Source organism: Candidatus Amarolinea dominans (assembly GCA_016719785.1).
In the GTDB taxonomy this organism is placed as follows: Bacteria; Chloroflexota; Anaerolineae; order SSC4; family Amarolineaceae; genus Amarolinea; species Amarolinea dominans.
Genome location: JADJYJ010000035.1, coordinates 202,171 through 216,112, shown reverse-complemented (window position 1 = coordinate 216,112; position 13,942 = coordinate 202,171). Strand labels below are relative to the sequence as shown.

10 protein-coding genes and 1 pseudogene are annotated in these 13,942 nt (G+C 63.0%); 2 read left to right on the top strand and 9 right to left on the bottom strand.

The genetic code is table 11. The annotated features are described in order from the left end of the window. Positions 1-207: 207 nt before the first annotated feature. Positions 208-1,041: a Uma2 family endonuclease gene (locus IPM84_27685; protein MBK9096471.1), complete on the bottom strand. Its 834-nt coding sequence runs from the start codon at positions 1,039-1,041 to the stop codon at positions 208-210. A gap of 891 nt (positions 1,042-1,932) precedes the next feature. On the opposite strand from IPM84_27685, the gene IPM84_27680 reads away from it, so the two are divergent. Further along, positions 1,933-2,301 (top strand): hypothetical protein, encoded by a 369-nt coding sequence (locus tag IPM84_27680; protein MBK9096470.1) that lies wholly within the window; start codon positions 1,933-1,935, stop codon positions 2,299-2,301. Positions 2,302-2,361: 60 nt separating this feature from the next. On the opposite strand, the gene IPM84_27675 is transcribed toward IPM84_27680, so the two are convergent. The 4 genes from IPM84_27675 to IPM84_27660 form a co-directional block, all read right to left on the bottom strand. Further along, positions 2,362-3,579, bottom strand: coding sequence for a DEAD/DEAH box helicase (locus tag IPM84_27675; GenBank protein MBK9096469.1), 1,218 nt, complete (start codon positions 3,577-3,579; stop codon positions 2,362-2,364). A gap of 294 nt (positions 3,580-3,873) precedes the next feature. After that, the gene (locus IPM84_27670; GenBank protein ID MBK9096468.1) at positions 3,874-4,293 is read right to left on the bottom strand and encodes a hypothetical protein; all 420 of its coding nucleotides are present in this window, start codon (positions 4,291-4,293) and stop codon (positions 3,874-3,876) included. 47 nt (positions 4,294-4,340) lie between these two features. Then, the gene (locus IPM84_27665; GenBank protein MBK9096467.1) at positions 4,341-5,867 is read right to left on the bottom strand and encodes a trypsin-like serine protease; all 1,527 of its coding nucleotides are present in this window, start codon (positions 5,865-5,867) and stop codon (positions 4,341-4,343) included. An 18-nt stretch (positions 5,868-5,885) separates the two neighbouring features. Beyond that, positions 5,886-7,640 carry a hypothetical protein gene (locus IPM84_27660; GenBank protein MBK9096466.1) on the bottom strand — a complete coding sequence of 585 codons (1,755 nt, stop codon included), beginning with the start codon at positions 7,638-7,640 and terminating at the stop codon, positions 5,886-5,888. A 350-nt stretch (positions 7,641-7,990) separates the two neighbouring features. Here IPM84_27660 and IPM84_27655 point away from each other — a divergent pair, with 350 nt between their 5' ends. Beyond that, positions 7,991-9,559: a M28 family peptidase gene (locus IPM84_27655; protein MBK9096465.1), complete on the top strand. Its 1,569-nt coding sequence runs from the start codon at positions 7,991-7,993 to the stop codon at positions 9,557-9,559. Between the two features lie 28 nt (positions 9,560-9,587). On the opposite strand, the pseudogene IPM84_27650 reads toward IPM84_27655, so the two are convergent. The 4 genes and pseudogenes from IPM84_27650 to IPM84_27635 form a co-directional block, all read right to left on the bottom strand. After that, positions 9,588-10,210: pseudogene (locus IPM84_27650) on the bottom strand (hypothetical protein). Positions 10,211-10,246: 36 nt separating this feature from the next. Then, positions 10,247-10,441, bottom strand: a complete 195-nt coding sequence (locus IPM84_27645) for a hypothetical protein (protein ID MBK9096464.1) — start codon at positions 10,439-10,441, stop codon at positions 10,247-10,249. 63 nt (positions 10,442-10,504) lie between these two features. Beyond that, on the bottom strand, positions 10,505-11,077 hold the full coding sequence (locus tag IPM84_27640) for a hypothetical protein (protein ID MBK9096463.1): 573 nt from the start codon (positions 11,075-11,077) through the stop codon (positions 10,505-10,507). A 2-nt stretch (positions 11,078-11,079) separates the two neighbouring features. Further along, the gene (locus tag IPM84_27635; protein ID MBK9096462.1) at positions 11,080-13,857 is read right to left on the bottom strand and encodes a hypothetical protein; all 2,778 of its coding nucleotides are present in this window, start codon (positions 13,855-13,857) and stop codon (positions 11,080-11,082) included. Positions 13,858-13,942 lie beyond the last annotated feature (85 nt).

The window sequence follows — 13,942 nt, the reverse complement described above, 5'->3', positions numbered from 1 at the left end:
CCCCGTAGGGGCACCTTGACTTGAGCGAGCGATGCCCCCCCACACCCGTCGTCCCGTAGGGACGATTGAATGAGGCCGCCCCGAGCGCAATCCGTTGCTAAGGTCAGGTGTCCCTACGGGACGCGTCGCGCCCACCAGGACGGCCTGGCGCTGGCCAGTCACATGGATGGCTACATTTGGAACTGCTGCTTTTAGTCAGGTGGAGAATTATTCGCCCTGCGCTTGCGCCCGCAGGAGGGCCAGTTCTGCCTGGACACGGGCCAGCTCCGCTTCCGCCCGATCAGCCCGCTGGGCTTCGATCTGCGCCCGCTGGGCTTCAGTTTGCGCTCGCTGGGCTTCAGTTTGCGCCCGCTGGGCTTCAGTTTGCGCCCGCTGGGCTTCAGTTTGCGCCCGCCGCGCCTCAGCCTGTGCCCGCCGCGCCTCAGCCTGTGCTCGCAGCGCCTCGGCCTGGGCTTGGGCCATCGCTTCGGCGGTGGTCGGAATCGCGCGGCCCGTGGATGGGTCCACGAGGCGCAGCATCTCTTCTTCTGGGCGCAGGATCAGCCCCAGCTCGTCGCTGATCAGGGCGCCGTCCGCAGCTGATGGAATCGGCGTGTAAAAACGCCCGCTCAGGCGAAGCCCCTGCAAGCGTGGGTCCAGGTACTCCCCCAGCGGATCGAAAAGAAAATACTCCTTGACCCCCAATTGCTCGTACAACACCTGCTTCGATCCCACATCTTCTTCGCGGGTGTCGCGTGACGAGATCTCGAAGATGACGCATGGCGCAGCCTGCTCTTCCCACAGCTTGTAGATGCGCCGCGAATGCCGGGCAACGCCTTTCACCACGAACACATCGGGCACCTTGAAGACGCGCGGCCTGCCTTCCACGTAGTAGAAGAGCATGTCCGCAGCAATGTAGACCCGCTCGTCGGCGCGAAAGACATAGCGCAGCGCCTCGCGCAGATACATGATCACGGTCATGTGCCAGTCGGTCTCGCCCATAGGTTTTCCATCCGATTCGGGATAGTAGATTTCGGCTTTGGGTGCTTTGCGGGGAACCATGACGCCGGCAGGCAGCGGATAGGACGGCTGCACGGTAGGTAGATCTGCAATTTTGGCGATACTCATGATGGTCACTCCTCGCTTACTGGACGGACTTTACCGCAGTTTCTGGCATTTGGCAAGCGCCAGTACGCGAGTACAGCAAATCCAAATGTACCCGGAATCGAGGCTTCAGCCGGTCTGCCACAGGGTTCTCAAGTGCCCGATAACCGGCTAAAGCCCAACCCCCCCCCCCCCCCCCCCCCCCCCCCCCCCCCCCCCCCCCCCCCCCCCCCCGCCCCCCGCCCCCCCCCCCCCCCCCCCCCCCCCCCCCCCCCCCCCCCCCCCCCCCCCCCCCCCCCCCCCCCCCCCCCCCCCCCCCCCCCCCCCCCCCCCCCCCCCCCCCCCCCCCCCCCCCCCCCCCCCCCCCCCCCCCCCCCCCCCCCGGCCCGCGGCCCCCCCCCCCCCCCCCCCCCCCCCCCCCCCCCCCCCCCCCCCCCCCCCCCCCCCCCCCCCCCCCCCCCCCCCCCCCCCCCCCCCCCCCCCCCCCCCCCCCCCCCCCCCCCCCCCCCCCCCCCCCCCGCCGGCTAAGCCTCCAAATGTACCCGGAATCGAGGCTTCAGCCGGTCTGCCACAGGGTTCTCAGGTGCCCAATAACCGGCTAAAGCCTCCATTCCAGTCCAGATGTCTTCAGCGACCACATTTGGAATTCCTGCAGCCGGACACAGCATGATTCGACTCGTGAAAATTCGTGGCAGGCCGGAACCCCCGCCAGGGATGACACGAATTGACACGAAAGGGAACAAGGGAATTTGTGCGAATCTGTGCCATTTGTGGCAAAATAGCCATCGGTCAGGCGGTTCGGGCCATGCTCGGGACCGCAACGAATCTGCACCCTGGAGGTGATGTGCGATGACCACGCTGAGCTTGGCGCCGCCACAGACTGGTTGGATTAGCGAGTATTGGGAGCAGGGCATGGAGGAGATGCCGTGGCATATCTTTCAGGATGAGCGCTTCTGCGGCAGCCGCACAGAAGGTTGGCTGCACGCAGGGATTGTACAACTGGGCGACGGCCAACATCTGACCATCCTGAACGACGAAAGCCAAGTCATGTGGGCGGGCGTGCTGCACTCCCGGCGCCTGCACTGGCTCGGCCGGCGCCCCACCCAACCGTGGAACTATCAGTGGCATCCGCTGACTGTGCCGGCCGAGACCTGGACGGCCTGGTTCGAAGCCAAGCCGTCCTATCGCGCCATCCTACGCACGAATGAATCGTTGTGACAACAGCTCACTGCGCGGGCACGGATACACCCGATCCTCAATCACGGGGACACCCTTGCTTCAATGAGCCGTGGCGTACCGGCTCGCTCCACCGTGACGATTTGCCTCGACGTAGCGACGAATTGCTTCGGCATCAGGCATCCTCAGCGCCGGCGTGTCATAGTCAATGCCTTCCAGCCGGCGCCGCTGAATCTTCTGCTTCAATACGGCCTCGATCTTGTGGACCATGCCCTCATCTGCGGCAGTCACGAAGGTGTAGGCCGTTCCGCTGGCATGGGCGCGACCTGTGCGGCCAATGCGGTGGACGTAATCGCCAGCCTGCATCGGCATATCGTAGTTCACGACATGCGAAATGCCCTCGACGTCAATGCCACGCGCAGCAATGTCGGTTGCGACCAACACACGCGTCCGCTGCTCACGGAAGGCTTCCAGGGCAGCAATGCGCTGGCTTTGCGAGCGGTTACTGTGGATGACCGCCGCTGAGATTCCGGCGCGTCCCAGGTCACTGACCAGGCGATCAGCCCGGTGTTTGGTGCGAGCAAAAATCAGCACGCTTTGCATGTCGTCCTGACGCAACAGTTGCTGCACAGCCCGCGACTTGAGATGCTCGGGCATCGTCAGCAAGGTCTGCTGGATCGCTGCGGGCGTGACCACCTTTTCTACTTCGATGCGGACCGGCTGCTGCGTCATCTCCGCCGCGAGTCGTAAAATCGGTTGTAACGTGGCCGAAAACAGCATGGTTTGCCGCGTGCGCGGCAGCAGGCGCACGATGCGTCGCAGGTCGGGTAGGAATCCCACGTCCAACATGCGGTCGGCTTCGTCCAGGACGAGCACTTCCAGGGCGCTAAAGACGATGTTGCGTCGCCCGACATGATCGAGCAAACGCCCAGGCGTCGCGATGATGACGTCGGCGCCATACAGCAGGGTTTTTTCCTGGCTTATGAGCGAAACGCCTCCGTAAATGGTTGCCATGCGCAGGTTGGTGCGGGTGCTCAATTGTGTTGCCTGCTCGGCAACCTGCAGGGCCAGCTCGCGCGTCGGCACCAGAATCAGGCCACGTGGGTGTCGGCTGTGGGTAGCCGTGGTCAGCAGCCTTTGCAGCAGCGGCAACAAATAGGCGGCCGTCTTACCGGTGCCGGTTTCGGCCGAGCCTAAAATATCTTGTCCGGTCAAGGCCACGGGGATGGCGGCGACCTGAATCGGGGTTGGTTGATGGAACTCCAACAAAGCCACGCCTTGTTGCAGACGTGAGTCGAGTCCAAACTGTGAGAAACTCATAATACTCCTAAAGTAGCGGTCAATATCGTACCGATGTGAGCGACCGCAGGGACACGTCGGGTCAGTGTAGCCCAACAAAAAAACGCTGTTCGGAACACGAGTCCGGACAGCGTTTAACAAACCGGGTCTACTTTTTCAAGAACAAGGCACAGTATACCTGAGACACAGCGAACCGTCAAATCACAACATGGTGCGTTTATCCATGTCCTTGCACGGCCCCCCGACATTCTGACATGATTGCCTCCTCGTCATGCGTTGGCCCAGCTCATCCAGGGCGATGCAGACGGTGCGCCGCTAACAGCTTTCACCCAGGTGTGCTGCGACCAGCATGACATCCTGGATGTCCACGTCGCCGTCGTTGTCTTGATCGTAGGGAAAAGCAGGGGTCGGCGTGCCCCATTCCACGGCCACGGCCTGAATGTCGAGCACGGTTACGCTGCCATCCTGGTTGATGTCTCCTGGCAGCGAACAAGCCGCGGCCGGCGGCCAAAATCCACCCATCAGCGTGTACGCACCGCCGCTGGCCGCGCCGGTGTCCGGCTGACCGGCCGATGCCTCCATCGTGTAATCTCCGCCGCTGCTGGCGCCGCCGGGTCCGATATTGCCCCAGGTCAGGTCATACGTCCCGCCTGTTTGCGCCAGGACTGGCCCCGCGCTCAGCAGCATCACCATCAACGCCAGGACCATGACGCGTTGCCCGCGCTTGCTCATCATGATGCCTCCTTTTTCGATTCGCATCGCTGCTTGATCTCCGCGCCAGGTCATGGCGCCCCGATGATGACTGTGCCAACCGGGGCCACCACGCTCATCGGGCGGTTGAGGGTGAGCGTTTCGTTGTAGGAGCCGGCGACGATGCTCAGAATGCCGTTGTCAGCCGTTTGCGCATAGCCTGTTGCTGCCGACTTGTAGGGTCGGAACGGCGTGCCCGCCTGCAGGAGGATATTGACGGGATGATTTTGATCCACGTAGATCGCGTTGGGGCCGGGGAAGGTGGTGATGGCCGCGGCCAATCCTGCATTGTTGAAAGCGGTGCCGCCGTTGTAGGCCGAGGGGCACATGGCCCCAGAACCATGAGTATGAATACCGACGGTCCAGTTCGCGCCATCCTGAATGATCGGGCTGCCGGAGTTGCCGCCCTGCGTGTCTACCTCGTATTCCCAGTGCGTTCCCGTCAATCCCTGGCTGGGGCCGGCATTCGTTTGTTGAGTCTGATTATTGGAGTTGAGCGGCACGGGCGTCGGTGTTGGAATCGTGCAGCCAGGCTGCCGCCGATCGCCGAAGCAAGGGGCAGGGCCATCCACGCCATAACCGGTGATCCGAATCGTAGCCGGCGTCAGGTCCGTTGACAGGCGATAGAAGGCGTTCTGGGCCTGCACCGGCAGGAGATTGGTGTTGGCGTTGCGGCCGACATTGAACACGGCCCAATCGTTATCTCCCGTGCCTTCCATTGACACGATCGAACCGGCCACGACGGGATATTGATCCTGCGGAGCCGCCTGCACGGTCGTGCCATTCGCCAGGGACTGCGGCACGTTGAACTCCAGAATCGTCATGGTGGGACGATTGCAGTGTCCTGCCGTCAGAAAGGAACCGTTCGACGCGATCCAACCGGTGCAGCCTATCGGCGCGAGGCGACCCACAGCCGGATCGGTAGACGATACGCGATCATCGGCGCCGCAGACCGATTCGGGCGTAGGGCCGCCCGGCGCGGCGCTGTTGGCGGCAGCGGACGTTGGCTCGCCCACCACAGCTTCGGTCAGCTCGAAGAAAACGCCTTCATCGCCCGGCGCCACGTACAGAGCCACGGTGACACTTTCGCCGTTGAACAAGGCCGATTGATTCTGCCATTCGGCCAGGCTGGACGCAGCGAGCGGCTGCTGGCCTCCGTCCGCCTGCGCGGTCAAGAGGATGTAGCTGTGGCGGCCGAGCGCTGACCGGCCAAAACGGAGCTGCAGCCAGATGGCGTCCGCGATCTTCACCTCAGTCTGAAAGGCAGGCTGCTGCCCGGGGGCGCTGCGCCAGGGCGCTCCTGGGATCTTGTGTGTCGGGGCCGCCGCACCGACCGCCGCGCCGCGATGGTAGCCAGAGGCGATGGAGAGGGGTTGCACATGAAACGGCAGCGGGTTGGGCGCCTGTTTGCTGCACGCGTCATCCAGTACGGGCGGCGCGGCGTCTTGCGCGTGCGCGGGGTGCAGCGCCGCGATCCCAATCAAGCCCACGCTGACCAAAACGATCAGCGCGCAGCCGGCCAGTTTCTGCAAGGCCAGCAATCGGAATTTGATGTCCATGGTGTTTGCGTCCTCCCGTTACTGTAAGCTCACCAGGACCAGCACAAGGCCCTGGCCGGACTTCAGACCGGTCATGGCCTTGCCAATGATCGCGCCCGCCGCCAGCGTGCGCTCGGTCGCCTTCATGCAGTGACCCGCCACCGAGGAGGTGGTCAGGAGGTCTCCGGGCTGGATCGAGCCGGAATGGGCCTCGCACTGTGCGTAGACGCGGCCCGCAATTGCCACCGTCAGGTCGCCTTCCAGGACGCCTTCCTGCTCCAGGGTCAACCCGGCCTGCACATCACCCGCGCCGCTGACGATGCCGGCCACCTTTGTGTCGTACGCGGCATCGCTGACCTTGAGATGGCCCGCGTTCCCTTCGTCAATGACCATCACCGTGCCCGGTGCAGCCGCAGCCGTGCCGCTCTGCTGAAAACGTTCGGCCAGGTCGCTGCCGCCGGCAATCTCCAGCACGTTGACGCGCACGCGGCCGTCGAAACGGCCGGCATAGCCGCCGCCGGTGCTGATGCCGTAGACGCCCACGCCCGTGGCGGAAAGACCAAAGACGCCTGCGCCGCTGTCGCCTTGCCCAAAAACGCCGTAGCCATCGCCGGACAGGGTGCGCCCAAACAGGCCGGCGCGCGGCGCCGCGCCGCTGATCAAGCCATAAACGCCGTAGCCCGCGCTGCTGGCGCCGTACACGCCCGCGTAACCGGTCTGCGTGCTGCCGGTCACCCCGTAACTGCTGTTACTCGTGCCAGCCATGCCGACCCCGCTGCTGCTTGTGCCCGCGACGCCCGTGCCGCTGCTGCTCAAGCCAAACGCGCCCGATCCGGCGCCGCTGTTCTGGCCGAACACACCGTAGCCGCCGCCGTCATTGCGCCCAAAAACGCCCGCGCCAGGATCGGCGTTGTTCACCAGGCCGTACACGCCGTAGCTGTTACTGGCGCCGTACACGCCGGCGTAACCGGTCTGCGTGCTGCCGGTCACCCCGTAACTGCTGTTACTCGTGCCAGCCATGCCGACCCCGCTGCTGCTTGTGCCCGCGACGCCCGTGCCGCTGCTGCTCAGGCCAAACGCGCCCGAACCGGCGCCGCTGTTCTGCCCGAACACACCGTAGCCGCCGCCGTCATTGCGCCCAAAAACGCCCGCGCCAGGATCGGCGTTGTTCACCAGGCCGTACACGCCGTAGCTGTTACTGGCGCCGTACACGCCGGCGTAACCGGTCTGCGTGCTGCCCGTCACCCCGTAACCGGTCTGGCTGACCCCGTTGAGGACATTGCCATCGCCCTGCACGATTGCGCCGGGACGCAGGCTGAGCGCATAGGGGAAGCCAGTCAACGAGGTGCGGGGCGCCAGTACGGTGTAACCGGCATCACCAGGGCAGAAGACGGCTGTTTCCAGCCAGCGCTTCTCGCCGCTGAACTGATCGCCAAAATCAAGCTCGACCGTAAAAAGTCCGCCGGTGACCTGTACGGCCAGCAGGGTGAGCGTGGAGCCAACTTGCGTGCCGCCTGCCAGGGTGTCCCACAGACCGAACTGAAAGTCGCAGGCCGCGGTGACAGGCGTTCCCAAGCTGCGGAGCTGACCCTGATAGCTAAAGGCGGTGTCTACGGCCACCGAGGGTTGGTTTGGCTGACTGGCTGGCGGCGCTTCCGTTTGCGGGTCAACTGCCGCCCGCGCGGGCGCGTCGAAACGGATGCTCAGCACGCTGGTGAGCAGCGCCGCGATCAACAGGGGCATGGCAAGGAAACGAAGGAAACGACGGAAACGACGGTTCGGAATATGGTTCATGGAATTCTCCTCTGGTGTAATGCCGTGTGGCAAATCGGGTATGGATTCCTGGACAGGGGCGCACAATCCAGGTTCGTTTAGAATTCGCCTATGATTCCATTCCACGGCGCGTCAGGATGTAGCGTGTCTTCCGTTTGACTCACACACTCGCAGGGTGCGCGTCTGCAAGGCGCGCACCCTGCTGGGTGTCGTTGCCGCCGCCAAGCGTTGGCCTGTCAACGCGGAGGGTCTTTGGATTGGGCTTGGGGCAAGATGACAAGCGGCCGAGAATCGGGTATACTGACTGTGGGCATGGTCCCCATGCGAGGATTCTACTCTTGTGCTGACTAAGAAATTTGCGAGGTCATTTCATGTCTTCGAAGCTATCCATCGTTCGCTGGTTGGTTGTTGTTCTACTGTTGACCGTTGGCGCACGCGCGGGACTGGCAGCTTCTGCTTCCCCCCCGCAGGTGCTGGTACGCATCTGGCTGCTGGCGCCGGACACTGACGCGGTGCAGTTGGCGCACGCGCCCTTGACGGCGCTGGCGCGTGAATCCCTGCCGCAGCCGTACATCCTGGCCCGCGCCGCTGAATCTGGCCTGGCCTGGCTATCCGCTCACGGTTTTGCCACCGAAATCCTGGACGCCGACGCCGACACGGCGCGCTACATGATGGTGGACATGGCGGGGCCAGCCGCGCATGACGACCTGTCTGCTGGCGGCCGTTTGCTCTACGCGGATGAAAGTCGCGCTCTGTGGCGACTGCCGACCGGCGCGGAGGTCCACGCCAGCCACCACGCCTGGCTGCTGGACTCACCGATCCGCCTGTTGCCGCGTGCTACTGTACCGGCGCCGATCACCGTCACGCCGCTGCCCCTGGTGCAGGAGATCATGGACCAGGTCAATCTAGCGCGCCTGCTGACCTACGCCAACGAGTTGAGCGGGCAGACGCCGGCCCTGATCAACGGCCAACCGTATGTCATTACCACGCGCTACACGACCAGCGGCACGCCGGTCACGCAGGCGGTCAACTACATGATCGAACGCCTGCAGCGGTTGGGCCTGACCGTCAGCACTCACACCTGGAACGCGTCGCGCCCACCCAATGTGATTGCGGAAAAGCCAGGCCTGAGTCCGGGCGCAGGCATCTACATCATCTGCGCCCACCTGGATGACATGCCGTACAGCGGTTTGGCGCCCGGCGCGGACGATAACGGCAGCGGCTCCATTGCGGTGCTGCAAGCCGCGGAGATTCTCACGCCCTATCACTTCGACGCCACCCTGCGCTTCATCCTGTTCACCGGCGAGGAGCAAGGATTGTACGGCAGCGCGGCCTATGCCCAGATGGTGCAGAACGAGGATGTGCGCGGCGTGCTGAACATGGACATGATCGCGTGGGATAATACGGGCGGGCCGAACATGGACCTACATGCCAATAGCGGTGTGGCGGGCAGCGTGGAGTTGGCGCAGGTCTACGCGGATGTCGTGAGCGCGTACGGCATCAACCTGGCGCCGGTGATCTACAGCAACGGCACAGGCGCCAGCGATCACGCGTCATTTTGGAACGTGGGCATTCCTGCATTTTTAGTGATCGAGAACTATTGGTCAGACGGGATCATCGCGGCCGACTTCAATGCCTACTACCACACGGCGAACGATCGCACCTTGTACTACGACCAGACCTTCTTGACCAACATGACCAAGGCCTCCCTGGGGTCATTCGCCCACATGGCCGCGGTGCGCACCGATTGCTACTGGGCCGATCTGAACTGCGATTCGATGGTGACAACCCTGGACATTACCATGATCGCGGATCACTGGCTGGCTGGCCAGGGCCAGTGGAACTACAGTCGGGTGTTTGACGGAGATCACGACGGTGAGATCACTATCGTGGACATCCAACGCGTGTCCGCGGCATGGGGCTGGTCAGGGCCAGGCTGAACCAGCAGTTCCAAATGTAGCCTGGTTTTTAACCACAGAGATCACAAAGAACGCAGAGAGGTTGCCGATTTGCGTCTGATCTGCCGTTTCTTTGTGTTCTCTGTGCTCTTTGTGGTTGAATGTGTGCTACATTTGGAACTGCTGAGGCTGAACGGGCATCCCCTGAAACGCGGCCTGAGCTTGTCGAAGCGACGCGGCCAGCGCCCTTCGACAGGCTCAGGCCGCGTCTGGCCGCAAGCAAATCATCATAGCTCCCGCGCACCGCTTCGATCGGCTGGTCCGACATCAGGCCGGCCACCGACAGTGGTAGTTGCGCCAGGACTTTGTCGCCTTCCGCCACCACCAGGCCGCCGCGCATCGCGCCCACCGCGCGCGCGCCGCGGTCATCATGCTGTGGTCGTCTGCGCCGATCACCACCAGGTTATGATGATCGTGCGCGACGGCGCCGGCCAGCGCGCCGCGAGTCAAGCCAAAGCGTTTGATGAAGCCTTTGCCCACATGCCCGCTGTGCTGATGCCGCTCGTCATCTTCTCGTAGATCGCCCCCCACGTACACCGTCGTGTTGCTGCCAATCACCGCCTCTCCCCTTCTCACCTTTTGCGCATCATAGACCAGGGTGTAGGTCACGCCGCCCACCGTGCGCCCGGTCATGTTGCCGTTGCAGAGCAGAAGCAGCCACGAATTTCACTAATTTGCACGAATTTCAGGATCCTTTCGTTTCGATTCGTGCAATTCGTGGCCGAAAGTCGGGCCGATGGTCTCCTTGACCCGGTTGCCGTCCCCGTCGTAGACGTAACTCGCCGTGACACCGCCGCTCAGGTCGGTCAGGCGATTCTCCGCGTCGTAGGTCAGCAGATGCAGCTTGTTGCCTATCCGGCGCACCGTCTGGTTGCCGTTGGTGTCATAGCAATAGCGGTTGCTCCGGTACGCGCTGGCTGCGAGGGATCAGTATCTAATGGTATCGGTTTCTAGTGCTGCGGTCAGTCCTCTGACCGCAGCCTGCTCGCCGTCTGCTTCACGACCAGCCCACTCATACAACTGCCCCAAGCGAAGCCACCCCGAGCGAGTCGGACTAATCCGGATCGCTTGCTCGCGGCAGAGAATCCCTTCTTCCAACGATACGACATCCTCTGGAACGCCACAGAGCGCTGCGAGTCTATCTAGTGCTGGTACAAAGAGGGGCTCTGACCGCAGAGCGTGCCGATAAGCATCGGCAGCTGCTTGATAATCCAGGAGTGCATGCTCTAACAGTACCCCATACAAAAAAAGATACTCCGGCTCGTTGGGCCTTAAGGTGATCGCTTGGCTGATCCATTCAATAGCCTTTCTTCCGTGAGTGTTCTCGGCATCAGGCGACACGATGCTCATTGAGAACTCGACTTGTGCCAGTGCTTCTAAGATATCGGAGGCGAGGCCGTGAATCTCAAGATGCTGCAAATACAGACGATTTGCTTCAGTATAACGTCGTTCATCACGACACTTGCCCGCTTCTCTAAGTAGTTCAATGCTTACATTCATGTTCACCTCGTCACTGTCTTGACAAACGCGTCCGCGATTTGGAAAGCCCCATTTGCGAGTTCAATTCCCCTTACGATTACCTCTTGGCCGTTGATAAACGCGCGATACTGCACGCTACCCCCTTCCATGATCGTACGTTCCCCAGTTTGAACAACCTGACTCAGATACGGTTGCACAGCCTGATAATCTTGCTGCAGATTGCCACCGAGGTTCACGAGCTTGTCCCAGGCGTGCTTCTGCGCCATGATGTGCTGCACTCGGGGCAGTTGATTCTCCAGCCAGAGAATCGTGCGCTGTCCTGTTGGTGAGCTTGCAGCTACGCCTGCTGTGGTGGCTGCGGTTCCCGTCGCCGCCGCAGCTTCCGCCGTCAACGCACCGGCCACCCACTGCGCACCCGCGCCGAACGTCGCGCCAACCACCGCGCCGCCGCCCGTCCACAACGCAGCCTGCCCCCAGTCGAAGTTATCCTGATGCGTCAGGGCATAGGCGCCAAAGCCGACAACAGCCCCACCGATGCCGCCGACCACCCACCAGATCACGTGACCCGTATCATCTCGATAGGACAGAGGGTTGTTGCGGGCGTAAGTGTAACGGTTAAGCAACTGCGAATCATGTGGCGTGATGGCTTGACGACCGCTTCGCTGGAATTCGTTCCAATGCGCCACCAGACCCGGCTCGGCATAGGACACTATCAATGGGAGAATGGGCTTGGCATCCCGGGCGTTGCTTTGGATGATGGTATCCGCCTGCAGAAACCGCCCGACCGTCGGATCATACCACCGTGCGTTGTAGAACAGCAAACCGCTGCTGCTATCCTTGCGCTGACCCGTGAAGTTGTAGCTGGTCGGCGTCGTGCCAGCGGTATAGCGTGCAGCGCCGTAAGGCATGTAGCGCAGCTCGGTGTTGGTGTTGAGCCGCGCGCCGGCGCTGGTCAGCGTCAGCGCCTGCGAACCCAGGTGGTCGCCCAACAGGTAATTCACCGTGCCCGGGCTGACCCCCGTGCGCATGGCGACCCGCACCGCGCCGGCGTAGTAATACTTCTTCATCGTGGCCGTGCTGCCCGTCCACTCGAAGGTGTTCCCGATGTAGACCGTCGTTGCGCCGCCGGCCGTCTCCTTGACCCGCTTCCCGTCCCCGTCGTAGACGTAGCTCGAGGTGACACCGCCGCTCATGGCTGTCAGCCGGTTCTCAGCATCGTAACTCAGCGTGATGTCCTGGCTGCCGCTGATGCGCCGCGTGGCGTTGCCGTTGGCGTCGTACCAGTACTTCTGGTTGCCGGGCGCCGTGCCGCCGATGTGCGTCACCGCATGCTTGTGCGCCGCGTCTTGATAGTACTGATTCTGCGTCGTGCTCTCGAAGTGGGTCAGGTTGCCGATGGCGTTGTAGCCGTAGTTCTTCTGGCTGTAACCGCCGTACCCCGTGGCGCCACTGGCCTGCGCGGTGCTCAGACGGTGCAGCGCATCGTAGCTGAAGCTCTGCGTCTGGGTGGCCGGCGGCGTTGGCGGAGGGCCGTTGTAGGCTGCGATGTCAATGATGCTCAACACGTTGCCGGCGTCATCGTAGGTGTAGCTGATGTTCTGCAGGTTGGTGTAGGGGGACGCGTTGCCGGTCTTCAGCGTCACCAGCCGGAAGTTCTCGGCCGCGGTGTAGGTGTAGAGCTGCTGCACCACTCCCGTCGTGCTGCCCAGCCAGCGTTCCGTCACCTGGCCCAACGCGTTGTAGAGCGTCTCGCCCACATAGTAAGTGCTGCCGTTGCTCCGCACCTGGCGCAGCAACCCCTGGGTGGTGTAGGTGAAATTCATCTGCTCGCCCACCTGGCCCGCGTTGCCGCCGGGATATTTTTGCCACAGCGGCCGGTCGGCTGAGTCATACCACCAGGCCGTCACGAAGGCGCCGCCCCCTGTACCGCTGATCACCTGGGTCTCGGTGATCACCCGGCCGCGCAGATCATAGGCCCAGGCGCTGCTGCCCGATGGATCGTTCATGCCCGTGCGTCGGCCCTTGCCCAGGTTGCCGTTCGCCGTGCTGTCGTAGCTGAAGCCGACGGCATAAGCCCCGCTGCACGTCAGGGTGTCCAGGTTGCTGATGCCCGCATGATAGGTCTTGCCCACCAGCCGATTGTGGCCGTCGTAGTAGAAGCAGATCGCCTGGTAGCGCGCATCGCGCTGTTTCACCAGGTTGCCCGCCGCATCGTAGCGATACTGCCACGCGCCCATGTCCGGATCGTTCATGCTCGTCTTGCGGCCCAACAGATCGTAAGTCATCGCGGTCAATGCCTCATCCGGCCCGGTCATCTGCTCGAGCTGGTCGCTCACCGTGTAGGTGTAGACGGAGTGCGCATACACCGTCGCGCCCCAGTCGGGCTGCCCATTGACCGTGGCCAGGTACTGCTGCACCCGGTACAGCCGCCCCACCGCATCGGTCTCCGAGATCGTCTGCCGATTCAGCGCATCCAGCATCGCCGTCTGCCGGTTCTGGTAGAAGCTCTTGACCATCGTCCCGTCCGGCTGCGTCACCTGCGTCACGCGGCCCAGCGCATCGTAGGTCGTTTGCGTCTTGGTCTGATTCCAGTCCGGCGTCCGATACCCACCCAGACTGCCCGTGACGGTGTAGTGTACGCTCGCTCGCAACACTCCCAACGGCTGGTACTGCGTGTTGACGAGGATGCTCTGGCTGCTGTCCGCCGCCTCGGCCTGTGTCTGCACCACGCGGCCCATCCCATCGTAGAAGGTGCGACTCTCCAGGTAGTTCGATCCGCTCTCCTTCTGCTCCTGTTTCACCCAGTACGGCGATGACGTTCCCGCGTAGTGGGTGTAGCTGAACCGCAGCGTCGGGTTGGTCGCATCGTACCCACTCTCTCATCCC

Bases quoted from the DNA above. Each gene is read 5' to 3' on its own strand.
- IPM84_27640 (MBK9096463.1), bottom strand. From the start codon at position 11,077: ATGAATGTAAGCATTGAACTACTTAGAGAAGCGGGCAAGTGTCGTGAT.
- IPM84_27665 (MBK9096467.1), bottom strand. From the start codon at position 5,867: ATGGACATCAAATTCCGATTGCTGGCCTTGCAGAAACTGGCCGGCTGC.
- IPM84_27655 (MBK9096465.1), top strand. From the start codon at position 7,991: ATGTCTTCGAAGCTATCCATCGTTCGCTGGTTGGTTGTTGTTCTACTG.
- IPM84_27675 (MBK9096469.1), bottom strand. From the start codon at position 3,579: ATGAGTTTCTCACAGTTTGGACTCGACTCACGTCTGCAACAAGGCGTG.
- IPM84_27680 (MBK9096470.1), top strand. From the start codon at position 1,933: ATGACCACGCTGAGCTTGGCGCCGCCACAGACTGGTTGGATTAGCGAG.
- IPM84_27670 (MBK9096468.1), bottom strand. From the start codon at position 4,293: ATGATGAGCAAGCGCGGGCAACGCGTCATGGTCCTGGCGTTGATGGTG.
- IPM84_27685 (MBK9096471.1), bottom strand. From the start codon at position 1,041: ATGGTTCCCCGCAAAGCACCCAAAGCCGAAATCTACTATCCCGAATCG.
- IPM84_27660 (MBK9096466.1), bottom strand. From the start codon at position 7,640: ATGAACCATATTCCGAACCGTCGTTTCCGTCGTTTCCTTCGTTTCCTT.